This window comes from Fluctibacter halophilus, from assembly GCF_020687825.1.
Classification (GTDB): Bacteria; Pseudomonadota; Gammaproteobacteria; order Enterobacterales; family Alteromonadaceae; genus Fluctibacter; species Fluctibacter halophilus.
This window is the reverse complement of the sequence record NZ_JAJEWP010000001.1, coordinates 1,686,132-1,706,821: the sequence shown is the minus strand read 5'-3', so window position 1 is coordinate 1,706,821 and position 20,690 is coordinate 1,686,132. Positions and strand designations below refer to the sequence as shown.

Genomic DNA, 20,690 nt, shown 5'->3' with positions numbered 1-20,690 from the left:
ACGTGATTTACCCCGCGAATGCGCGCAGAAGCGAGCAACGGACAGTTAATCAATATCCGGACACTGGCCAATCAGCTCAATCGAGCCATCGGCATTCTCCTGTTCCAGCTTGACCCCGAATCCCCACAAGCGATGCAGGTGTTTGAGGACTTCGTTGTGACTGTCTGCCAGCGGAATGCGATTGTGCGGGATGTAGCGTAAGGTGAGGGAGCGGTTGCCCCTGACATCGACGTCGTAGACCTGAATATTGGGTTCAAGGTTACTCAGGTTGTATTGGGCAGATAAGGTTTCGCGAATATGCCGATAACCCTGTTCATCATGGATGGCTGAAACATTTAAGAACGCCTGCTCGTCGTCATCGTCGATGGCAAACAGGCGAAAATCGCGCATCACTTTGGGTGACAGAAACTGGCTGATAAAGCTTTCGTCCTTGAAGTTCTGCATCGCGAAGTGCACGGTATCCAGCCAGTCACTGCCGGCCACGTCAGGCAACCAGTATTTATCCTCGTCGGTGGGGGCTTCACAGACCCGTTTGATGTCCATAAACATGCTGTAACCCAGGGCGTAGGGGTTGATGCCGTTGTAATAAGGGCTGTTGTAGTCCTGCTGAGACACTACATTGGTATGGCTGTGCAAAAACTCCATGATAAAACGATCGGTAACACGGCCCTCGTCATACAGGTGATTGAGAATGTGGTAGTGCCAGAAACAGGCCCAACCCTCGTTCATTACCTGGGTTTGCTTTTGCGGATAGAAGTACTGGGAAATTTTGCGCACGATGCGCACCAGTTCCCGTTGCCAGGGCTCCAGCAGCGGCGCATTCTTTTCGATGAAATACAGCACATTCTCCTGTGGCTCGGGTGGAAAACGCTTGCGGCTGTGTTCGGTTGATTTCTGAATTTCCGGCAGGGTGCGCCACAAGTCATTAACCTGAGACTGCAGGTAGCGTTCACGCTCTTCCTGGCGCTCCCGTTCTTCCTGCAAGGATATTTTCTGGGGCCGTTTGTAGCGGTCAACACCGTAGTTCATCAGGGCGTGACAGGAGTCCATGATGGCTTCCACCTCGCTGACCCCATGTTTTTGCTCACACTTGGCGACGTAATTTTTGGCAAACACCAGGTAGTCGATGATGGAACCGGCATCGGTCCAGGTTTTAAACAGGTAATTGTTTTTGAAAAACGAGTTATGCCCATAGCAGGCATGGGCCATCACCAGTGCCTGCATGGTGATGGTATTTTCTTCCATCAGGTAGGCGATACAGGGATCGGAATTGATCACGATTTCGTAAGCAAGGCCCATTTGGCCGCGACGGTAGTGTTGCTCGGTAGAGATGAATTTCTTGCCATAGGACCAGTGGGCATAATGGATTGGCATGCCCACGCTGGCGTAGGCATCCATCATCTGTTCTGCGGTGATCACTTCAATCTGGTTGCGATAGGTGTCCAGGCGGTAGTGTTTGGCCACCCGGTCAATCTCTTTTTCGTACTGTTCAAGCAGATCGAATGTCCAGTCAGGGCCGTCACTCAGCACTGCTGGCTTTTTTTTAGCACCCATCATGCAGCTCCTTGTCGTTGCCGTTCGAGGCTTTTCTGAAACAGCTCCCTGAATACCGGATAGATGTCTTCCACGGCGCGAATGTGCTTCATGGCGAAGTTGTCATGCATCTCCTTGAGTTTGAGGTATTCCCGCCACAGGCTTTGGTGCTGGCGTTCGGTGATCTCGATGTACGCGTAATAGCGGACCAGCGGCAGGAGTTGTTGATGCAACAACTGACTGCACTGGGGAGAATCGTCGGCCCAGTTGTCACCATCGGAGGCCTGCGCGGCATAGATATTCCATTGGTCAGAAGGAAAGCGTTGTTTGATGATGTCGTGCATCAGGTGCAGGGCACTGGACACAATGGTGCCGCCCGTTTCCTGGCTGTAGAAAAACTCCTGCTCATCAACTTCTTTGGCCTGGGTATGGTGACGAATGTAGATCACTTCGACGTTTTTATAGGTACGGGTTAAAAACAGGTACAACAGGATATAGAAGCGTTTGGCCATGTCTTTGGTGGCCTGATCCATAGAGCCGGACACGTCCATCAGACAGAACATGACCGCCTTGCTGGTCGGTACCGCACGCTTTTCGTAATTGCGAAAGCGAAGGTCAAAGGTATCGATAAACGGCACCGCTTTGATGCGACGTTTCAGCTCAGCAATTTCGGCTTCCAGCTCGTCGATTTCCAGCGGGTGCTCGTGGGTATCGTTGCGCAGTTCTTCAAGCTTGGCTTCCAGTTCCGCCAGTTTCTTTTTCTTGCCGCTGGTCAGGGCAATACGCCGTGCCATGGAGCCTTTCAGCGAACGCACGATATCGAGGTTGCTGGGTACACCGTCGGTCTGATAGCCGGCACGGTAGGTCTGGTACTGAACCATTTTGTCGAGCTGATTTTTTTTCAGGTTGGGCAGGGCCAAGTCTTCAAACAGCAAATCCAGGTATTCGTCCTTGGAGATCTGAAACACAAAATCGTCTTCGCCTTCGCCGCTGTCACTGGCGTCTCCATCTCCGCTGCCTTGTCCCTGACCACCACCTTCCGGGCGCTTAATTTTATCTCCCTTGGCAAACTGATCGTTGCCAGGGTGAACCATTTCCCGTTTGCCACCTTTGCCGGTGTGGAATATGGGTTCGGAAATGTCGCGGGTGGGAATGCTGATTTGCTCGCCGGTATCCACATCGGTGACACTGCGCTTGCTGATGGCATCCGATACCGCATCTTTGATTTGCTGTTTATAGCGGCGCAAAAAGCGCTGCCGATTGACAGTGCTTTTGCCTTTGGTGTTTAAACGCCGATCGATAAAGTGAGCCATACTGCTAGCCTCTCATCGGATTACGATGACTTTCGTACCCGCAGGTACCATTCACACAACAGTCGTACTTGTTTCTTGGTATAGCCTTTCTCGGTCATGCGTTTGACGAAGTCGTCGTGTTTTTTCTGATCCTCAGCAGAGCCTTTGGCATTGAAAGAAATGACCGGCAGCAAGTCTTCGGTATTAGAGAACATTTTCTTCTCGATCACTGTGCGCAGCTTCTCGTAGCTGGTCCAGGCAGGGTTTTTGCCTTTATTGTTGGCCCGGGCACGAAGCACAAAGTTAACGATTTCGTTGCGGAAATCTTTCGGATTACTGATCCCGGCAGGCTTCTCAATTTTCTCCAGTTCACCATTAAGCGCTTCGCGATCAAACAGTTGACCTGTTTCCGGATCGCGGTATTCCTGATCCTGGATCCAGAAGTCGGCATAGGTCACATAACGGTCAAACAGGTTCTGACCGTATTCGGAGTAGCTTTCCAGATAGGCGGTCTGGATTTCTTTACCAATAAACTCCACATATTTGGGGATCAGATAGCCTTTCAGGTGTTCCTTGTAGCGGTCCGCCAATTCGGAGGGGAATTGCTCACGTTCAATCTGCTGTTCCAGCACATAAAACAGGTGAACAGGGTTGGCAGCCACTTCCTGGTGATCGAAGTTAAACACCCGAGACAGGATTTTGAACGCAAAGCGGGTCGACAGGCCATTCATGCCCTCATCCACACCGGCGTAATCTCGGTATTCCTGATAGGACTTGGCTTTGGGATCGGTGTCTTTGAGGCTTTCGCCATTATAGACCCGCATCTTAGAGTAAATGCTCGAGTTTTCTGGCTCCTTCAGACGTGACAGGACCGAAAACTGTGCCAGCGACTCCAGGGTATCGGGTGCGCAGGGCGCACCGCTGAGCTCACTGCTTTGCAGCAGTTTCTCATAAATGTGGATCTCTTCGGTTACCCGTAAGCAATAGGGGACTTTAACGATATAGACACGATCGAGAAACGCCTCGTTGTTCTTATTGTTGCGGAAACTTTGCCATTCCGACTCATTGGAATGGGCCAGGATCAAACCATCGAAGGGCAGGGCAGAGAAGCCTTCGGTGGGGTTGTAGTTACCTTCCTGGGTCGCGGTAAGCAGCGGGTGTAGCACCTTGATGGGTGCTTTGAACATCTCGACAAACTCCATCAGGCCTTGGTTGGCTTTGCACAGCGAACCAGAGTAGCTGTAGGCATCGGGGTCATTCTGGGCAAATTCTTCGAGGCGACGAATGTCGACTTTGCCCACCAGTGCGGAAATATCCTGATTGTTTTCATCGCCGGGTTCGGTTTTGGCAATGCCCAGTTGATCCAACACCGAAGGATAGAGTTTCACCACCCGGAACTTGCTGATATCACCGTTAAATTCATGCAGGCGTTTGCGTGCCCAGGGCGACATGATGGTTTTCAGGTACCGGCGCGGAATACCGTATTCTTTTTCCAGAATGGCGCCATCTTCGTTGGCGTCAAACAGGCTGAAGGGATGGTCATTGACCGGTGAGCCCTTGAGCACATAGATCGGTACTTTCTGCATCAGCTCTTTGAGCTTCTCCGCCAGCGAAGACTTACCGCCACCCACCGGGCCGAGCAGGTACAGAATTTGTTTTTTCTCTTCCAATCCCTGCGCAGCATGACGCAAGTAGGACACAATCTGTTCGATGGACTCTTCCATGCCATAGAAGTCATTGAATGCTGGGTAGCGGGCAATTACCCGGTTGGAAAATATCCGGCTAAGGGTCGGATTTTGTGAGGTGTCGACCATTTCGGGTTTACCAATGGCCTCCAGTAGTCGTTCTGCAGCATTGGCATAGGCGCTGGGATCCTGCTTACAAATGTCGAGGAATTCCTGAATGCTGTATTCTTCTTCTTTGTGCGCCTCATAACGTTGTTGATAGTGTTCAAAAATACCCATTTCACACTCCTGAAGAGAAAAACGTGGGAGAGTCACTACTAAGGTTAGACAGTTTTTTTCACCTATGTGCAGGAGATTTAGAATAAAAGTTGATAATGGGTGATGATTTGCGATGAATTGCGCTGGGGACAAGGGGAAATCACCCAACACGCTGAAAAAAGACAAAAAAAACGCCCTCACAGGAGGGCGTTTTCTCAGGCGTAAAGGAGACTAGCCGGCGAAGTTTTGCGCGGCGAAGTCCCAGTTAACCAATGCCCAGAAACCTTCCAGGTACTTAGGACGCAGGTTACGGTAATCAATGTAGTAGGCGTGTTCCCACAGGTCAACTGTCATCAGCGGGGTGACGCCGGCGTCAGTCAATGGGGTCGCAGCATTGCTGGTGTTTACGATATCCAGGCTGCCATCCGCCGTTTTTACCAGCCAGGTCCAGCTGGAGCCGAAGTTGTTGACCGCTTTGTCGTTGAAAGCGGCCTTAAAATCGTCGAAAGAACCCCACTTGGCATTGATCGCATCGGCCAAAGCACCACTTGGCTGGCCACCACCGTTGGGGCTCAGGCTGTGCCAGTAGAAGGTGTGGTTCCAGATTTGTGCAGCATTGTTGAACACACCACCGTCGGAATTCTTAACGATATCTTCCAGGCTCATGTTTTCCATGTCGGTGCCTTCAACCAGGCCGTTGAGCTTGGTCACGTAGGTCGCGTGGTGCTTACCGTAGTGGTATTCAAGGGTCTCTGCAGAAATGTGCGGCTCCAGAGCGTTTTTCTCGTAAGGCAGCGCAGGTAGTTCAAAAGCCATGTTGTATCTCCGTTAGTTGATGCATTAGACCTATCAAGCGGGTCAGGCCTCAAATGCTAGACGACAAAAAGCCGGGATGAAAGGCTCCCGGTCGGGTTTTTTTAGTACCCTTTTGCATTAACTATATGGGAGCACTGAAAATTTTCTCAAGGTGCCAGCGTGACATTCTTGGAAATTTGTTGCCGGTGCCCGGCATTTGTGGGCACCCGAGGCGACTTCCGTTGGTTTCGGCCCTTGAAAAAGGTACACTTGGCACCATCTTTTCACCACGGTTAACCAAGAGAATCCCGATTTATGGAAACGGTCGATAAAATCAAGCAGCAGATTGCCGAGAACCCTATTCTGATCTACATGAAAGGGTCACCCAAACTGCCAAGTTGCGGTTTTTCCAGCCAGGCGTCACAGGCGTTGATGGCGTGCGGCGAACAGTTTGCTTATGTTGATATTTTGCAGAACCCTGACATCCGTGCTGAGCTACCAAAGTTTGCCAACTGGCCAACCTTCCCACAACTGTGGGTAGATGGCGAGCTTGTGGGTGGCTGTGACATCATTCTGGAAATGTTCCAGCAGGGTGAACTGCAGCCGCTGATCAAAGAAACGGCGCAAAAGTACGCTTCCGACGAAGCAGCCGCGCAGGACAGTGAATAAACACACGGTTAGAAACGAAAAAAGCGCCTTTAAGGCGCTTTTTTTGTCTTTAACGTTGAGGATTAACTGACTTCTTTGAACAAGGATTCATCGATAATGGTGGTGTCGATGATCTGTTGGGCCATTTGCACACAGCGGCCACACTGGCTGCCAACACCGAGTTGCTCTTTGAGCTCACGCACGCTGCCGACACCTTGTTCGGTGACAGCTTTCTTGATGGCGCGGTCGGTAATGCCATGGCACAAACAAACGTACATTCAGCTAAACTCCTCTAATAGTGCAAATGATAATAATTGTTATTTGTACATAACGCAAGCAAAAAACGTTTCTTGTTGATGGACGAGTAGAGGCATTTTGTGCTGCATCGGGGACCTGCAAAAAAAGTTGAGTGAAATCATTGGTTTTTTTCAGTCCGTACCCATATCCAAGGCGATAAAGGGGCGCGCTGTTGTCGCGCCCCTCAACTCGCTCAGCCTTTAAGACAATAATGGGAGAAAATAATGAGTGTATTAGTTGGACGTCCTGCGCCTGATTTCACTGCCGCTGCTGTATTGGGCAACGGAGAAATCGTCGATGAATTCACATTAAGCGATGCCATTAAAGGCAAAAAAGCGGTCGTTTTCTTTTATCCGTTGGACTTTACCTTTGTATGTCCTTCAGAACTGATCGCGTTTGATAAGCGTTTTGAAGAATTCAAGAAGCGTGGTGTTGAAGTGATCGGTGTTTCCATCGATTCTCAGTTCAGCCACAACGCATGGCGTAACACTGCCGTGAACGACGGTGGTATCGGCCCGGTCAACTACACCCTGGTTGCTGACGTGAAGCACGAAATCTGTCAGGCCTATGACGTTGAGCATCCTGATGCAGGCGTTGCCTTCCGTGGTTCTTTCCTGATCGACGAAGAAGGCATGGTGCGTCACCAGGTCGTCAACGATTTGCCACTGGGCCGTAACGTTGACGAAATGCTGCGCATGGTTGACGCGTTGGCGTTCCACCAGGAGCACGGTGAAGTGTGTCCTGCTGGTTGGCAAAACGGTCAGAAAGGTATGGATGCCAGCCCGGAAGGTGTTGCCAAGTACCTGTCTGAAAACGCTGACGGCTTGTAATTCACAAGCATCGCGTAAGAAAAAAGGCCGCTACTCAGCGGCCTTTTTAGTGGTCGTAACAGTACTAGTGAACAAATACCGGTTCACCAATCCAGCTCCACACAATGATAGAACTGACCATTAGGATAACCAGCAGGATCAGGCCACAGGTTACCACCGAGCTGGCATAGATAAAGCCTTTGTCTTCAGGAATGTGCATCAGAATGGGCACACCGGAATAGAGCAGGTAAATCGAGTAACTCAGGCCCACAAAACCGATCATCATCACGAACCACAGCGCTGGATAGAAGGCGGCGAAACCAACCATGAACAGCGGTGTAGCGGTGTAGGCTGCCAGTTCCAGTGATTGGGTATAGGTAGGTTGGGTGTCAAAAATCTTGGCCAGCTCGTGGATCATGACGGCCAAAGCCACCACCCCTGCCAGCAGCCCGAAATACATGCCTACTGACAAGGTGAGGGCGGTTTCAGACGACAGCTTGATCAGGTCGCCTGCACCAATGCTCCAGCCCAGATGTGCACTGGCGTAATAACTGACCAGCGCCGGGATCAGGGCGATGATGGCGATGTGACTCAGGCTCTGGGTATAACTTTCGTGTTTTTCATCGATGCTTTGCCATTCTTCTTTGGGATGGGTATAGATACCCAGCAGGTGACTCAGAATCATAAAGCGTACTCCTTGGATGGCTCACTACCACGTCGATGAGCTGTGTTAACAACTCGTTAACAAGCAGTGTGTTGCAGGTTGGTGAAAAGATCAACAGTTTTATTGCGCGATGCGCTAACCCTTGCGCTGTCACTGGGCGAATGCACACAAACATGGCAAAATACGCCCCCGTTACGCCGACACCCAAGCGGCGGAGTCATTAATTGCCAGCGCGGAATCCAGCTTTATGTCCGATCACATCAATTCTCTGATAGCGCCCATTCACCAGTTTCTTCACTGCCGCACACCGCAGGCGTGGCTGGATGAAGCGGTAAAGCCCGATCGCTTGCCCGTGGTATTGATTGATCATTTGGTTTGTGAGCTTAAAGCGGCCCAGTCTGCCATGTACCTGATCCGCAAGTATGCGGTGGATGCAGACAGTGGGCAGGCATTGCTGCAGTGGCTGAAGCCGTTCGAAGACTACACTTATCGCCAGGAGGGCGATTGGCGTTCACTGGTCGAGAAAAACCGCCTCAACAAGTCGATGATCCCCAAAGCAGACAAGCCATACAGCCAGGAGCTTATCGATAAGATGGTGCTGTTGATCAAAGAAGAGCTGCATCACTTTTATCAGGTGCTGGAAATCATGCACGAGTACGGCATTGCCTATCAAAACATAACCTCCAGCCGCTACGCCAAAGGGTTGTTACGGCACGTCAAAACCCATGAACCCCAGACCCTGGTGGATAAGCTCATTTGTGGCGCGTACATCGAGGCGCGCTCCTGCGAGCGGTTTGCCGCACTGGCGCCGCACGTGGACAAACGCCTGGGTGACTTCTATGTTTCGTTACTGCGCTCCGAAGCCCGCCACTATCAGGACTACCTCAGTCTTGCCCAGGACATTGCCGGTGAGGACATCACTGCGCGCGTTGCACTGTTTGGCCAGGTTGAAGCTGAATTGATCAGTGCGCCGGACAGCGATTTTAAATTCCATTCCGGCGTTCCGACCACTCTCTGAGCCTTATAAGCATCAGTGCTGGTGATGCCCTTCCAACGCCTTGCCATCGGCATTATAAAATCCGGAGGCACCGGCTTCGATAAAGCCCAGATTAACCATCCTGAGTAAAAACGGATCGGTATGATCATCACCGATATCGGCATAGTCGGTAGTCTGATAGCCCAGCCGTTGTTCGAAAGCCTGCTGAATGGCCTGCGCATCGGTGCTGACAGCTTTCAGGGTCCAGCGTTCACGATAATTCTCACGTACCACCGACAGTGCAGACATCCGTTGCTGTTCAGGTTGCCAGTGCAGCGTTGTGCGCTCGCTGTCGGTTACTCGTTGGCGGATTTGCTGGCGTTCACAGCCTTGCCCCTGGGTTTCATTGACGGGCAAGTGATTGAGTAAATCATTGCTGATCAATTGGTAGCGTAAAGACCAATCCGCTTCCTGGCGTCCGTGCACTTTTTCGTTCGGGGCATATTCAATGCTGCGCTGGTGTTGATCAAAGTGACGGATCACCTGAATGGCACCGGTGGCGGTGCGGTGGAAGCCTTCACTGAGCCCCGCATTCGGGTGGATATGCAGCACGTTATCGCCATGGCGGACCAATACCAGGGTATCCAAGGTGGGCGGTTGGGTACCGTGCTGACGTTCGATTTCATAGGTGGCCATCAATGTGGACGATTGGCACAGCGCGTTGGCGGCGAGCGGCAACAGGCTGAGCAGTAAAATGACACAGTGTTTCATGGGGTTCTCCAGATACAACAAAACAGGCACCGATCTCGGTGCCTGTTTTTCTGACGGTGTTATTGCAGTGCCGCGTCGGCCTTTTCGACCAGGTTGGCGCTGTGATTGATGATGTGGAACAGCATGTTCTGCTCATTGGTGCCATTGACCATGAACGAACCGGGTCCCTGGGCAAAAATCCCCACGTCTTCACCGGAATGGGTTTCGCTGGACAGTGGCACCAGGGCTTCCTGGTGATAGCCAGGGGTGGTGGTGTCCACACCGGTCAAATCCATCCGCCCGCTGACCGGGTCTGCTGCGTAGCTGGCATCGGCATTGGTTTCATCCCCCAGATTGCGATAACCCAGGCCATTGGTGTAACCCAGGGTGGTGTAGGGCATACCGTCGGCGGCCAGGCTGGGCTCATCACTGCCAACACCGACCACTTTGCCCAGAATGGGGTTGCCCCGCTTGGGGTATCCGGCAATGGTGAACACGTGGCCATGGTCAGCGGTGACAATGATCAGGGTGTCTTCGCTGTTGGTCATCTGCGCCGCTTTTTCAATCGCACTGGCAAACTCGATGGTGTCTGTCAGGGCGCCGTAAGCACTGCCGGCGTGATGGCCATGGTCGATACGACCCGATTCCACCATCAGGAAGAAGCCTTCATCGTTGTTGTCCAGCACACTGATTGCGGCTTCGGTCATCTCAGTCAGTGATGGCTCGCCAGCCACATCATTGGCGCGGTCCGCTTCATACTGCATGTGCGACTCGTTGAACAAACCGAATACCCGTTCTACGTTGTCGAGATCCAGCGCATTGAAGCTGGCCTGGTCGTACACGTACTGGCCATTCGGGTAAGTTGCCTGCCATTCTGCGGTCAGGTCCCGGTTGTCGGTGCGATCACCTTCCACGCTGGAGACGGCATCGTTACTGTTGAACGCGGCGTCTTTGGGCAGGAAGTGACGACGACCACCGCCCATCACCACTTCAATGCCATCCACGTCCAGACCGTCATAGCGCGCTTCAAGGTTGGCTTCGAAGTTGACCAGTTGAGCCGCGATGTCGGTACAGCCGGCGTCAATCGCTTCTTGAGGCATGTCGGAGATGTCTTCCCAGTTGCGATCGGCTGACTTGGCGTACGTCGCTGCCGGTGTGGCATGGGTGATCCGTGCAGTCGAGATGATACCGGTAGACTTACCGGCAATTTCCGCCAGCTCAAGGCTGGTCACCAGTTCATTTCCGGCCACGGTGCTACACTCACCGCGCTCAATGTCCGCATCCACGCCAATCACCCCGACGTCGGTTTTCACGCCGCTCATCATCGCGGTCATGGTACCGGCGGAGTCAGGGGTCTGGGCGTCAACGTTGTAGGTTTTGGCCAGACCGGCGAAAGGGAATTTCTCAAAGCTAAGCTGATACTCTTCACCCTGCAGGCCTTGCATTTGGCCAGCCAGAATGCGTGCCGCCGTGACGGTGGAAATCCCCATCCCATCACCCACGAACAGGATCACATTTTTGGCCGCCCCTTTGCTGGCCGCGGCTTTTGCCGCTGCTGCCGTGGCCGCACGTGCTGTCGCGGCAGTAGCGCCCTGGGTGGCCTCCATCCAGCGATCTTTGGCGGCTTCCACCTGCTGTGCTGCGTCGCTGTACCAGGGGTTGCTGGTGTTGTTGCGGATTTGCGCGGCGGTCACCTGGGTAATCCCTGGAGTACACAGGTACTGGGTTTCAGTGATTTCACTGCTGCCCAGCACGCCATCGGCGTTGCTATCTAGCCCGGAATCGATTTGCAAACCACCGTTGGGGCAGTTTTCGTTACCCACCGCCAGGGCAGTTTGGTCGATGAGTGCGTTGGTACCGGGGCTGCCGTTGGCACCCGCAGGACCTGTGTCACCATCGTCGCCGGAACAGGCCGTCAGAGACAAGGCCAGGGACAGGCCGACAAAAAGCTTATTCAATGTTGCATGTTTCATGACGTTATCCTTATTCTTCGACCAGACCGAGGGCTTGATTGATCAGGTGGTAGACGGTGCTTTGCTCCACCACACCTTGTGCCAGCTGAGCACCGGGGCCCATGGCGTGCAGTGAAATGTCTTCACCGGAATGTGACTCAGAGCCCATCGGTACCAAGGCTTCCTGGTGATAGCCGCTGGTAGTGGTGTCGACACCGCTTAAATCCATACGTCCGGTGTTGGGGGCGTCGGCATAGCTGGCATCGGCATTGGTTTCGTCGCCCAAATCCCGATAACCCAGACCGTTGGTGTAACCCAGGGTGGTGTAGGGCATACCGTCGGCGGCCAGGCTGGGTTCTTCGCTACCTACCGAAACCACTTTGCCAAGGATCGGATTGCCGCGCTTGGGGTAACCGGCGATGGTGAACACGTGACCATGGTCAGCGGTTACCAGGATCAGCGTCTCACTGGGGTCGGTCATTGCCGCCGCTTTGGCCACCGCATTAGACAGCTCGATGGTGTCAGTCAATGCGCCGTAGGCGCTGCCGGCATGGTGACCGTGGTCGATGCGACCAGACTCCACCATCAGGAAAAAGCCGTTATTGTTGTTATCCAGAATGTCGATGGCTTTTTCGGTCATTTCGCTCAACGAGGGTTCACCGGCGATATCGTTGGCGCGGTCGGCTTCGTATTGCATATGGGACTCATTAAACAGGCCGAAAGCATGGGAGGTGGTGTCTGGGTCAATGGCATCAAAACCTGCCTGGTCCATTACATAGGTGCCGGTCGGATAGCGTTCCTGCCACTCTGCGGTCAGGTCGCGGTTATCGGTACGATCCCCTTCAACGCTGCTCGCGGCATCAGCACTGTTATAGGCTGCGTCTTTGGGCAGAAAATGGCGTCGACCGCCACCAAAGGCCACTTCAATGCCATTGACGTCAACGCCAGGCATGCGCTGCTCAAGGTAGGTTTCGAAGTTCACCAACTGGTCGGCAATGTCCACGCAGCCACCATCAACGGCATCCTGTGGCATGTCGGAGATGTCTTCCCAGTTGCGGTCAGCCGACTTTGCATAGGTTGCAGCCGGTGTGGCATGGGTAATACGTGCGGTTGAAATGATGCCGGTCGACAAACCACGGATCTCGGCCAGTTCCAACGCCGTGGTCACTTCATTGCCGGCTACGGTCGCGCAGTTGCCCCGTTGAATGTCTTCGTCAACGCCAATCACACCCACGTCGGTTTTCAGGCCTGACATCATTGCGGTCATGGTGCCGGCAGAGTCCGGTGTCTGCGCATCAACGTTGTAGGTTTTTACCAGTGCGGTATGGGGGAACTGTTCAAAGCTGAGCAGGTTCTCCTCACCGTTATGGCCATTTTGCTGTCCCTGCAAAATACGTGCGGCAGTCAGGGTGGAGATACCCATACCATCGCCGACGAAAAGGATCACATTTTTGGCCTTGAACTGGTTATTGGTGTCCAGTTTGGCGGCGATGTGGGTTTGAGCCTCGGTGTACCAGTCGTTATTGGATTGGTGTTCTGGTAACACGCCAGCATAAAGTGACGTTGATACGGCCAGCGCTAATGAGCTGCTGACCATCCGTTGTAGTTTCATAGTGGATTCCCGTTGATTGAGTCGCGATTAAGGTGGCAGTGCCACAAAAAAATCGCCTCAAGGGTAGAGAGCCAATATGACCACGGGCTGACAGAACCATGACGTGTAGATGGCGGCTAAGTGTCAGATTTATTGAGGAATGATGACAGAACGACGGGCGTCTAAGAATACCTGAACAGCCAGTCAGTTTGTGACAAATGGGCGACTTTGCAGTGCGAATCCGGTGTTATCGACCCGCAACACACTGCCTTGTTCGTACCAATCGCCCAGCACCACACGTACTGCCGGCTTTCCATCCAGCTCGAAACGGTGAACCGCCGGTCGGTGGGTATGACCATGGATGGTCTGGGTTACCTGGTGACGGCGCAGATCAGTGGCTACGGCCTCGGGGGTGACGTCCATGATCATGATGTCCAGCGGATTGTGTTGTTGGCGGGCCAGACTTTTTTGACGAATACGGTTGCCCAGCCAGCGGCGCACAAACAATGGCAGGCATCGCAATACCTTGGATAGCCAACCGTCTCTGATCCGGGCCCGGTATTGTTGGTACTCAACGTCATCGGTACACCACTCATCACCATGACAGATCAGGGTCGGTGTGCCGTACAAATCAATCACCTGTTGCTCCGGCAGCAGTGTCATGCCGCTTTGGCGGGCATAGCGCTGGCCAATCATGAAGTCGCGATTGCCATGAATAAAGTACACCGGCATGGTGTCGGCCAGGCGTTTGATCAATGCAGCAATATGGCGCTGAAAAGGCGTGTCGTCATCATCTCCGACCCAGTATTCAAACAGATCGCCGAGAATGTACAGCGCTTCTGCCTGACGGGCTTCGTCGCTGTGCACAAAGGCGTCAAAACAGGCGGTGATGTCTTCACGATCGGAACTCAGGTGCAAATCGGAAATGAACAGTGTGTATGGCATGCTGGGTATCATCAAAAGGGCGCCACGGCGGGCGCCCGTCAGGTTGACTTATTCGCTGATTTCAACGCGCTCGATGATCACGTCTTCCACCGGTACGTCCTGATGGAAACCGGCGCTGCCGGTGCGTACGTCTTTTATCTTGTTGACCACGTCCATCCCGTCAGTCACTTCTCCGAAGGCGCAATAGCCCCAGCCATCCATGCTTTCACTGCGAAAATCCAGGAAGGTATTGTCATTCACGTTGATAAAAAACTGGGCGGTGGCGGAGTGTGGATCATTGGTACGCGCCATGGCGATGGTGCCGGTTGCGTTGGACACGCCGTTGTTGGCTTCATTGGCAATCGGATCACGGGTGGGCTTTTGCTCCATACCCGGTGCGAAACCACCACCCTGAACCATAAACCCGTCAATGACGCGGTGGAAAATGGTGTTGTCGTAAAAACCATCGCGGGCATACTGCAGAAAGTTTTCGACAGTCTTGGGCGCCTTGTCGGCAAACAGCTTCAGGGTGATATCACCGTAGTTGGTAATGAGAGTAACCATGGGTAGTGTCCTTGATACGAAGAAATATAAGGGCGCAGTGTAACCGATCCCACTGCCATTGTGCAGCCTGTGGCGTGCTCAATTGTGAAGACATATTTAAGTCACGGCAGGGCAGTGCTAGAATCCCACGCTGCTGCATTGTGCAGTCGACGTATTCATTTAAGGAAAAAGATACCATGTTACAGATCTACAACACCCTGACACACACCAAAATCCCGTTTACGCCAATTGAAGAAGGCAAAGTGGGTTTGTATGTGTGTGGTATCACGGTGTATGACGTCTGTCACATGGGGCACGCGCGTACCTATCTGAGTTTTGACACCATGGTGCGCTACCTGCGTCACCGGGGTTATGCGGTCAACTATGTGCGTAACATCACCGATGTGGATGACAAAATCATTCAGCGCGCCAATCAGAACGGGGAAACCACCGATCAGCTGACCGCGCGTACCATCGCCATGATGCATGAAGATTTTGCCGCGATTAACTTGCTCGAGCCTGACATTGAGCCGCGGGTAACCACCCACATGGCGGAGATCATCGACGTGATTCAACGCCTGATGGACAAGGGACACGCCTACCAGGCTGATAGCGGTGATGTGCTGTTTGATGTCAGCTCCTATGACGCCTATGGCAAACTCAGCCGCCAGGATCTGGAGCAACTGAATGCTGGCGCCCGGGTCGAGACCTCTCAGGATAAGCGCGATGCGCTGGATTTTGTGCTGTGGAAATCTGCCAAGCCGGATGAGCCTTATTGGGAGTCTCCCTGGGGCAATGGTCGCCCAGGCTGGCACATCGAGTGTTCCGCCATGAACAGCAAGCACCTGGGGGTTCACTTTGACATCCACGGCGGCGGTTCTGATCTGATATTCCCGCACCATGAAAATGAAGTGGCGCAGTCGTGCTGTGCCTTTGACACGCCCTATGTTAACTACTGGGTGCACACCGGAATGGTGCAGGTCAATCAGGAGAAGATGTCCAAATCGCTGGGCAACTTCTTCACCCTGCGTGATGTGTTGAAGGTGTACGATGCCGAGACCATCCGTTACTTCCTGATGTCGGCCCACTACCGTAGTCAGCTGAATTACAGCGAAGACAATATCCGTCAGTCCCGTGCTGCGCTAGAGCGCTTATACACGGCGCTGCGCGATGTTGTGCCTGCGGACGTGGCCCTTGGTGACATGGGGGAGTACCTGACCCGTTTCAATGCCGCGATGGATGACGATTTCAACACGCCGGAAGCGTTTTCTGTGTTGTTTGATTTGGCCCGGGACTTGAACCGTGCCAAACAGGCACAAGAAACCGAAACCGCGGCCCGGCTTGCTGGCATTCTGCTGTACCTCGGCTGTGTGCTGGGCCTGCTTCAGCAAAGCCCCGCACAGTTTTTACAGGGCGACAGCGATGAAGCCGCGCAGGTTGAAGCGTTAATCGAAAAACGCAACAACGCACGGGCCAACAAAGACTGGGCCGCCGCGGATGAGGCAAGAGACGCGTTAACGGCAATGGGCGTGGTCCTGGAGGATGGTCCTCAGGGGACGACCTGGCGCAAAGCCTGAGGCCTAAATTAGTCCTTTGATCAGGAACTGGTATACACTCTAACAATCCGATGATTGTTGGGGTGTAGTTTTTGTTCAGCCGTTGGACAATACGCGTGTGGGGTGTGGCGATCATGCTGTGCTGGTCCATGGCTGCGTGTGCGCAACACTGGAAACTCTACACCGAACATTTCCCCCCTTACAGCTATGCTGCCAATGATGGGTATGACGGTTTTGCCGTGGCATTGATTGACGCCATGATGCGTGAAGCCGGACATACCTACACCCTGTCATTATTGCCCTGGCCACGGGCGATCCGGTTTGCCACTGAACAGCCTAACAGTATGGTGTTTTCTACCGCCAGGAACCAGGCGCGGGATAACGACTTTCACTGGATAGGTCCGCTTCATGGCATTGAAGTGTTTGCCTGGTACAGCCCCAAGGCGGCGTCTGTTGAGGGGCGGCCGTTGCGACAGGTGATCCTGCGCGATGGCGGCTTGATTGAACGTCTGGCTGAGCAGCAGCTGCTGCATGAACGCTCAGCAGTGTACGTGACCAAAGCGGAGCAGGCGCTGGGTATGCTGGTGCGCGGCAGAGCCGAACAGGGCTTTATGGCGGAAAACATGGTTCAGCGACTGAAACGGGAATACCCAGAAGACATTGCTACCTTGCAACGGGGGGAGCAGGTGGCCAGGCTGGATCTGTTTTATGCCGTCAACCGCGATTCTAACCCCGACGCCATCAAGGCGCTGGAACAAGCCTTTGCGCGTTTGCAGCAAAGTGGCGTGTTAAACGGGTTGTTGCAGGATTTTGATATGGTGCCGGTGCACGACACCGTGGCACATCCCTGATCAGTTTTGTGTTTCAAACGCGCTTTTCCAGCGCTGGGTCGAGACATGGGATTTGAGCAGCTCCAGACACTCATTCACCACCAACAGCACTTCATCTTCCAGGGCCTGCTCTTCGGTCGTGAAGCGGTTCAGGCCGTTGTCGATGAAATGTTCAATTTTATCCGGCGTCACATCTTTGAGCAGGTTGATCAGGGACTGGGTGACGATGTCAGTTACGCTGGACTCAAGGGTACGTTCGATGGTACCGCCCAGTACCGGCACCAGCTTCAGGGTGCTGATGTTGGGGTTGTCGCGGACCGCCTTGCCCACGCTCGATTGCACGTGTTCACGCACCGTTGCGCCGTGCTCGGCGTCGGCTATTGACGAACCCATATGCTCCATCATGGCCGCCAGCCATTCACACAGGATCCGTTGCCGGGGCGCGAGCACCTGGCGGGTGATGTCTTCCAACAGCGGTGAGCCGGAGGCGATGTCTTTTTGCGCATCGCTGAGCACTTTCACTACGATGCGATCGCTGAGTTCTTCGACGAATACGTCGTAGTAAAACGCCATGAAGCGGAACAGTCGGGTGCTGCGTAAATCAATGATCTGGTATTTGTGCAAGCGATACAGGATCGAGAATATGCGCAAAAAGCGGAAGATACGGGCGCCACTGGCCGGAATACAGCCCACCAGATCGTACCAATGGATAAACGGGAAAAAATACCAGCGCAGGTATTCTTTGCGCACGATGGACACTACCCAGCGTAAACAGAATTCACTCAGAAAGATGCCGATAAAAATCAAATCAATAAGGGCAAAATTGTCATGAATGGGCTGGTAGGCATCGACGAAAGCCGGCCAATGGATCGCCAGGGTGTCATAGATTGCACGACTGGCGTACAGCATGTCCAGAATAAGCCACAGTAGGTTGATCACCAACAGACCCAGCATCACTAGGTCAAGCAGCAGCCACGGTCCTTCGTGGCTGTTATTCAGGTTCTGGCGATTGAAGCGCAGCATGTTGAGGTGATCAGGTCCGGGTTACATCAACGTACAGTTTAAGCTTCTGGCCGGGCTGTAAGTACTTTTTCGGGTCAATCTGATTCCAGCGCTGAATATCGCTTACCCGTACGTTAAATTTCCCGGCGATACGGGCCAGTGAATCGCCACGTCTGACGGTGTAGGTCAGGCTGCGCATCACGGCGTTGTCTCGCTGGGCATCACTGACCTTGTCGACCCAGATCACCAGGGTTTTTCCCGGGTGTAACGGGTCGGTTGGGGCCATGCCGTTCCAGCGCGCCAGTTCCCGTACGCCAACGTTAAATTCGCGACTCAGATCCCACATGGTGTCACCGCTGACAACCCGGTGGGTCAGTTTGTGACGGCCATGCGACGTGCTTTGGGTGGCGGCCAGGCGCTGCTCTTGGGACAGGGCATAGCTGTCGAGGGATTTGAGTGCCACCGGCACCAGCAAGTGATCGCCGACCCGGATCATGTTGCCGCGCATTTCATTGACCTGCTGAATCACATCCACCGTGGTGTGATATTCCTTGGCCAGCTTTAACAGGCTGTCGCCATTGCGCACCTTGTGACGTACCCAGTTGAGTCGCTGTTGTTTGTCCGTTTTGGCCAGCGCGTCATTGAACCGGCTCACCCTATCCAGGGGTACCAGCAGTCGGTGAGGGCCGTCGGGATCGGTGGCCCAGCGGTTGAAGCCCGGATTCAGCGCGTGCAGCTCTTTGAGTGTCAGGCCGGCCATGTCGGCGGCCAATGCCAGATCCAACTGGCTGCCAATGTCCACTGTAGCCACGACCGGCTGGTTGTCGATGTGTGGCCAGGCAAAGGCATACTTCTCATGGTTGGCCAGAATGTCGCTCAATGCCAACAGCTTGGGCACATAGGCACGGGTTTCGCGGGGTAAATCCAGTGACCAGAAATCGGTATCCTTGCCCGCTCGCTTGTTTTTACGGATTGCCCGCAGGACCCGTCCTTCGCCACTGTTGTATGCGGCCAGGGCGTGTAACCAATTACCGTCGAACATGTTGAGCAGGTAGCGCAGGTAGGCGATGGCGCCTTCGGTGGATGCAATCACATCCCGACGGCCGTCATACCACCAGGTCTGCTTCATGCCGAAGCGTTTGCCGGTGCCGGGGATAAATTGCCACATGCCCGCTGCGCGACCATGGGAGTAAGCAAAGGGATCGAAGGCACTTTCGACGATAGGCAGCAGGGCCAGCTCCAGTGGCATGTTCTCCTGTTCCAGCATCTCAACAATCAGGTGCATGAACGGGCGGGCACGTTTGGCCACCCGCTGCATGTAATCGGGGTGACGCAAATACCAGTCTCGCTGAACATTCACCCGTCGGTTGTCGGGCACCGCAAAGGTTAACTGCTGGCGGACTCGCTCCCACACATCAACGATTTCAAGGGGCACAGGGGGCGCCGTTTCTATCGCGACTTCAACCTCTTCAACGGGGTGGGAAACCGGTATGGTGCCCTCATGTACGTTGTCACAGGTCAGGTAGTCATCGGGTCGTTCTGACGGTGGAGGGGTGTCTGTAGCCCCCGGGTGGCATTGTGCGGTGACCGTCGCAGCGACCTGATGCTCATGTTCTTGCTGTCGCTCGATATCGGCTTGTTGCGGCGTTAACTGACAACCGCTTAACAGGCTGACGGCCGTAAGGCACATCCAGATTCTCATAGTGTTCCCGTTATTGTTATTGGTCTATTGACCGCTATTGTACGTTTTATGCAGTATCTTTCCACTTTCTAAGCGCGGCAAACACCGATGCCGGTGCCTCATCTGCCAACTGACAATGCTGTTTGACACTGTCCAGCACGGTCGGCTGGGTGACGCGCACGAACGGATTGATCCGCTTCTCACGGCCGATGGTCGAGGGCAAGGTCGGTGCCGGCTTCGCCCGCTGGTCTGAAACCCAACGGGAAAAGGCCTGTAAATCAGCGTTTTGCGGCTCGACCATTAATGCAAACCGGACATTGGCGGCGGTGTACTCGTGGGTACAATAGACCGCCATGTCGTCGTTGAGTTGCATCAGGCGCTGCAAAGAATCATGCATTTGTTGCGCCGTTCCTTCAAACAATCGGCCACAGCCGGCACTGAACAGAGTATCGCCGCAAAAAACACCGAGATCTGAAACATAAGCGATGTGATCCAGGGTGTGTCCGGGTACGGCAATGACATCCAGAGACAACGATAAACCCGCCAATGTGACAGTGTCACCGTCGCCAACCGTGTGGGTAATGCCATCAATGGTCGGGTTATCCGGGCCAAACACAGGCGCATCCGGCCAACGCTGACCCAAGGCCGGCAGGCCATCGGTATGATCCCAATGATGATGGGTGATCAGGATCCCTGACAATACCAGTCCCCGGCGCTGCAAAAAAGTTTCCACCGCGTCCGGATCTCCCGGGTCGACAACCACCGCGTCTTTATCAGTGTGCAAACACCAGATGTAATTATCATTGAATGCGGGGATAGGGGTGATGTGAATCGCTTGGGTCATCGCCTTGCCGTTGTGAACAAACGTAGTTGCTGTACTATAAGAATTCGACACTCGGACCGC

19 protein-coding genes are annotated in these 20,690 nt (G+C 53.7%); 5 read left to right on the top strand and 14 right to left on the bottom strand.

What is annotated here, in order from left to right:
* Positions 1-45: 45 nt before the first annotated feature.
* The 4 genes from LJ739_RS08120 to LJ739_RS08105 form a co-directional block, all read right to left on the bottom strand.
* Positions 46-1,557 (bottom strand): SpoVR family protein, encoded by a 1,512-nt coding sequence (locus LJ739_RS08120; RefSeq protein WP_229159014.1) that lies wholly within the window; start codon positions 1,555-1,557, stop codon positions 46-48.
* Positions 1,554-2,846, bottom strand: coding sequence for a YeaH/YhbH family protein (locus LJ739_RS08115; RefSeq protein ID WP_229159012.1), 1,293 nt, complete (start codon positions 2,844-2,846; stop codon positions 1,554-1,556). Before LJ739_RS08115 ends, LJ739_RS08120 begins: the two co-directional genes overlap by 4 nt.
* 20 nt (positions 2,847-2,866) lie before the next feature.
* Positions 2,867-4,789, bottom strand: coding sequence for a PrkA family serine protein kinase (locus LJ739_RS08110; RefSeq protein WP_229159010.1), 1,923 nt, complete (start codon positions 4,787-4,789; stop codon positions 2,867-2,869).
* Positions 4,790-4,999: 210 nt separating this feature from the next.
* Complete coding sequence (locus tag LJ739_RS08105; RefSeq protein WP_229159008.1) at positions 5,000-5,584, bottom strand: Fe-Mn family superoxide dismutase; 585 nt, start codon at positions 5,582-5,584, stop codon at positions 5,000-5,002.
* A 294-nt stretch (positions 5,585-5,878) separates the two neighbouring features.
* Between LJ739_RS08105 and LJ739_RS08100 the strand changes: the two genes are divergently transcribed.
* Positions 5,879-6,232 (top strand): Grx4 family monothiol glutaredoxin, encoded by a 354-nt coding sequence (locus tag LJ739_RS08100; RefSeq protein ID WP_229159006.1) that lies wholly within the window; start codon positions 5,879-5,881, stop codon positions 6,230-6,232.
* 62 nt (positions 6,233-6,294) lie between these two features.
* Here LJ739_RS08100 and LJ739_RS08095 read toward each other — a convergent pair whose 3' ends face one another.
* Positions 6,295-6,489 carry a bacterioferritin-associated ferredoxin gene (locus LJ739_RS08095; protein WP_229159004.1) on the bottom strand — a complete coding sequence of 65 codons (195 nt, stop codon included), beginning with the start codon at positions 6,487-6,489 and terminating at the stop codon, positions 6,295-6,297.
* A gap of 243 nt (positions 6,490-6,732) precedes the next feature.
* On the opposite strand from LJ739_RS08095, the gene LJ739_RS08090 reads away from it, so the two are divergent.
* Positions 6,733-7,338, top strand: coding sequence for a peroxiredoxin (locus LJ739_RS08090; protein ID WP_229159003.1), 606 nt, complete (start codon positions 6,733-6,735; stop codon positions 7,336-7,338).
* Positions 7,339-7,402: 64 nt separating this feature from the next.
* On the opposite strand, the gene LJ739_RS08085 is transcribed toward LJ739_RS08090, so the two are convergent.
* Entirely contained in the window at positions 7,403-8,002 is a 600-nt protein-coding gene (locus LJ739_RS08085) for a Yip1 family protein (RefSeq protein WP_229159001.1), read from the bottom strand.
* 226 nt (positions 8,003-8,228) lie between these two features.
* On the opposite strand from LJ739_RS08085, the gene miaE reads away from it, so the two are divergent.
* The gene (gene miaE, locus LJ739_RS08080; protein WP_229158999.1) at positions 8,229-8,999 is read left to right on the top strand and encodes a tRNA isopentenyl-2-thiomethyl-A-37 hydroxylase MiaE; all 771 of its coding nucleotides are present in this window, start codon (positions 8,229-8,231) and stop codon (positions 8,997-8,999) included.
* Positions 9,000-9,011: 12 nt separating this feature from the next.
* Here the strand turns inward: miaE and LJ739_RS08075 are convergent, their stop codons facing one another.
* From LJ739_RS08075 to LJ739_RS08055, 5 genes are all read right to left on the bottom strand, one after another.
* Entirely contained in the window at positions 9,012-9,728 is a 717-nt protein-coding gene (locus tag LJ739_RS08075; protein WP_229158997.1) for a hypothetical protein, read from the bottom strand.
* Positions 9,729-9,787: 59 nt separating this feature from the next.
* Positions 9,788-11,680: an alkaline phosphatase gene (locus tag LJ739_RS08070; RefSeq protein ID WP_229158995.1), complete on the bottom strand. Its 1,893-nt coding sequence runs from the start codon at positions 11,678-11,680 to the stop codon at positions 9,788-9,790.
* Between the two features lie 10 nt (positions 11,681-11,690).
* Positions 11,691-13,271 (bottom strand): alkaline phosphatase, encoded by a 1,581-nt coding sequence (locus tag LJ739_RS08065; protein ID WP_229158993.1) that lies wholly within the window; start codon positions 13,269-13,271, stop codon positions 11,691-11,693.
* A gap of 183 nt (positions 13,272-13,454) precedes the next feature.
* Entirely contained in the window at positions 13,455-14,195 is a 741-nt protein-coding gene (gene lpxH / locus LJ739_RS08060; protein ID WP_229158991.1) for a UDP-2,3-diacylglucosamine diphosphatase, read from the bottom strand.
* A 48-nt stretch (positions 14,196-14,243) separates the two neighbouring features.
* Positions 14,244-14,738, bottom strand: coding sequence for a peptidylprolyl isomerase (locus LJ739_RS08055; RefSeq protein ID WP_229158982.1), 495 nt, complete (start codon positions 14,736-14,738; stop codon positions 14,244-14,246).
* 176 nt (positions 14,739-14,914) lie between these two features.
* Between LJ739_RS08055 and cysS the strand changes: the two genes are divergently transcribed.
* Both cysS and LJ739_RS08045 read left to right on the top strand, forming a co-directional pair.
* Positions 14,915-16,294 (top strand): cysteine--tRNA ligase, encoded by a 1,380-nt coding sequence (cysS, locus tag LJ739_RS08050; protein WP_229158980.1) that lies wholly within the window; start codon positions 14,915-14,917, stop codon positions 16,292-16,294.
* 113 nt (positions 16,295-16,407) lie between these two features.
* On the top strand, positions 16,408-17,124 hold the full coding sequence (locus LJ739_RS08045; protein WP_229158978.1) for a substrate-binding periplasmic protein: 717 nt from the start codon (positions 16,408-16,410) through the stop codon (positions 17,122-17,124).
* Here LJ739_RS08045 and LJ739_RS08040 read toward each other — a convergent pair whose 3' ends face one another.
* Genes LJ739_RS08040 through gloB form a run of 3 tightly spaced genes read right to left on the bottom strand, consistent with a single transcriptional unit; the run spans position 17,125 to position 20,630 of the window.
* The gene (locus LJ739_RS08040; protein WP_229158976.1) at positions 17,125-18,126 is read right to left on the bottom strand and encodes an ion transporter; all 1,002 of its coding nucleotides are present in this window, start codon (positions 18,124-18,126) and stop codon (positions 17,125-17,127) included.
* A gap of 10 nt (positions 18,127-18,136) precedes the next feature.
* A complete protein-coding gene (locus LJ739_RS08035; RefSeq protein WP_229158974.1) occupies positions 18,137-19,807 on the bottom strand; it encodes a lytic transglycosylase in 1,671 nt (556 codons plus the stop codon).
* A gap of 46 nt (positions 19,808-19,853) precedes the next feature.
* On the bottom strand, positions 19,854-20,630 hold the full coding sequence (gloB, locus tag LJ739_RS08030; protein WP_229158972.1) for a hydroxyacylglutathione hydrolase: 777 nt from the start codon (positions 20,628-20,630) through the stop codon (positions 19,854-19,856).
* Positions 20,631-20,690: the final 60 nt, after the last annotated feature.

Excerpts from the sequence above, each read along its gene's own strand:
- LJ739_RS08120 (WP_229159014.1), bottom strand. The coding sequence starts at position 1,557 with ATGATGGGTGCTAAAAAAAAGCCAGCAGTGCTGAGTGACGGCCCTGAC.
- LJ739_RS08115 (WP_229159012.1), bottom strand. The coding sequence starts at position 2,846 with ATGGCTCACTTTATCGATCGGCGTTTAAACACCAAAGGCAAAAGCACT.
- LJ739_RS08110 (WP_229159010.1), bottom strand. The coding sequence starts at position 4,789 with ATGGGTATTTTTGAACACTATCAACAACGTTATGAGGCGCACAAAGAA.
- LJ739_RS08105 (WP_229159008.1), bottom strand. The coding sequence starts at position 5,584 with ATGGCTTTTGAACTACCTGCGCTGCCTTACGAGAAAAACGCTCTGGAG.
- LJ739_RS08100 (WP_229159006.1), top strand. The coding sequence starts at position 5,879 with ATGGAAACGGTCGATAAAATCAAGCAGCAGATTGCCGAGAACCCTATT.
- LJ739_RS08095 (WP_229159004.1), bottom strand. The coding sequence starts at position 6,489 with ATGTACGTTTGTTTGTGCCATGGCATTACCGACCGCGCCATCAAGAAA.
- LJ739_RS08090 (WP_229159003.1), top strand. The coding sequence starts at position 6,733 with ATGAGTGTATTAGTTGGACGTCCTGCGCCTGATTTCACTGCCGCTGCT.
- LJ739_RS08085 (WP_229159001.1), bottom strand. The coding sequence starts at position 8,002 with ATGATTCTGAGTCACCTGCTGGGTATCTATACCCATCCCAAAGAAGAA.
- miaE (WP_229158999.1), top strand. The coding sequence starts at position 8,229 with ATGTCCGATCACATCAATTCTCTGATAGCGCCCATTCACCAGTTTCTT.
- LJ739_RS08075 (WP_229158997.1), bottom strand. The coding sequence starts at position 9,728 with ATGAAACACTGTGTCATTTTACTGCTCAGCCTGTTGCCGCTCGCCGCC.
- LJ739_RS08070 (WP_229158995.1), bottom strand. The coding sequence starts at position 11,680 with ATGAAACATGCAACATTGAATAAGCTTTTTGTCGGCCTGTCCCTGGCC.
- LJ739_RS08065 (WP_229158993.1), bottom strand. The coding sequence starts at position 13,271 with ATGAAACTACAACGGATGGTCAGCAGCTCATTAGCGCTGGCCGTATCA.
- lpxH (WP_229158991.1), bottom strand. The coding sequence starts at position 14,195 with ATGCCATACACACTGTTCATTTCCGATTTGCACCTGAGTTCCGATCGT.
- LJ739_RS08055 (WP_229158982.1), bottom strand. The coding sequence starts at position 14,738 with ATGGTTACTCTCATTACCAACTACGGTGATATCACCCTGAAGCTGTTT.
- cysS (WP_229158980.1), top strand. The coding sequence starts at position 14,915 with ATGTTACAGATCTACAACACCCTGACACACACCAAAATCCCGTTTACG.
- LJ739_RS08045 (WP_229158978.1), top strand. The coding sequence starts at position 16,408 with ATGCTGTGCTGGTCCATGGCTGCGTGTGCGCAACACTGGAAACTCTAC.
- LJ739_RS08040 (WP_229158976.1), bottom strand. The coding sequence starts at position 18,126 with ATGCTGCGCTTCAATCGCCAGAACCTGAATAACAGCCACGAAGGACCG.
- LJ739_RS08035 (WP_229158974.1), bottom strand. The coding sequence starts at position 19,807 with ATGAGAATCTGGATGTGCCTTACGGCCGTCAGCCTGTTAAGCGGTTGT.
- gloB (WP_229158972.1), bottom strand. The coding sequence starts at position 20,630 with ATGACCCAAGCGATTCACATCACCCCTATCCCCGCATTCAATGATAAT.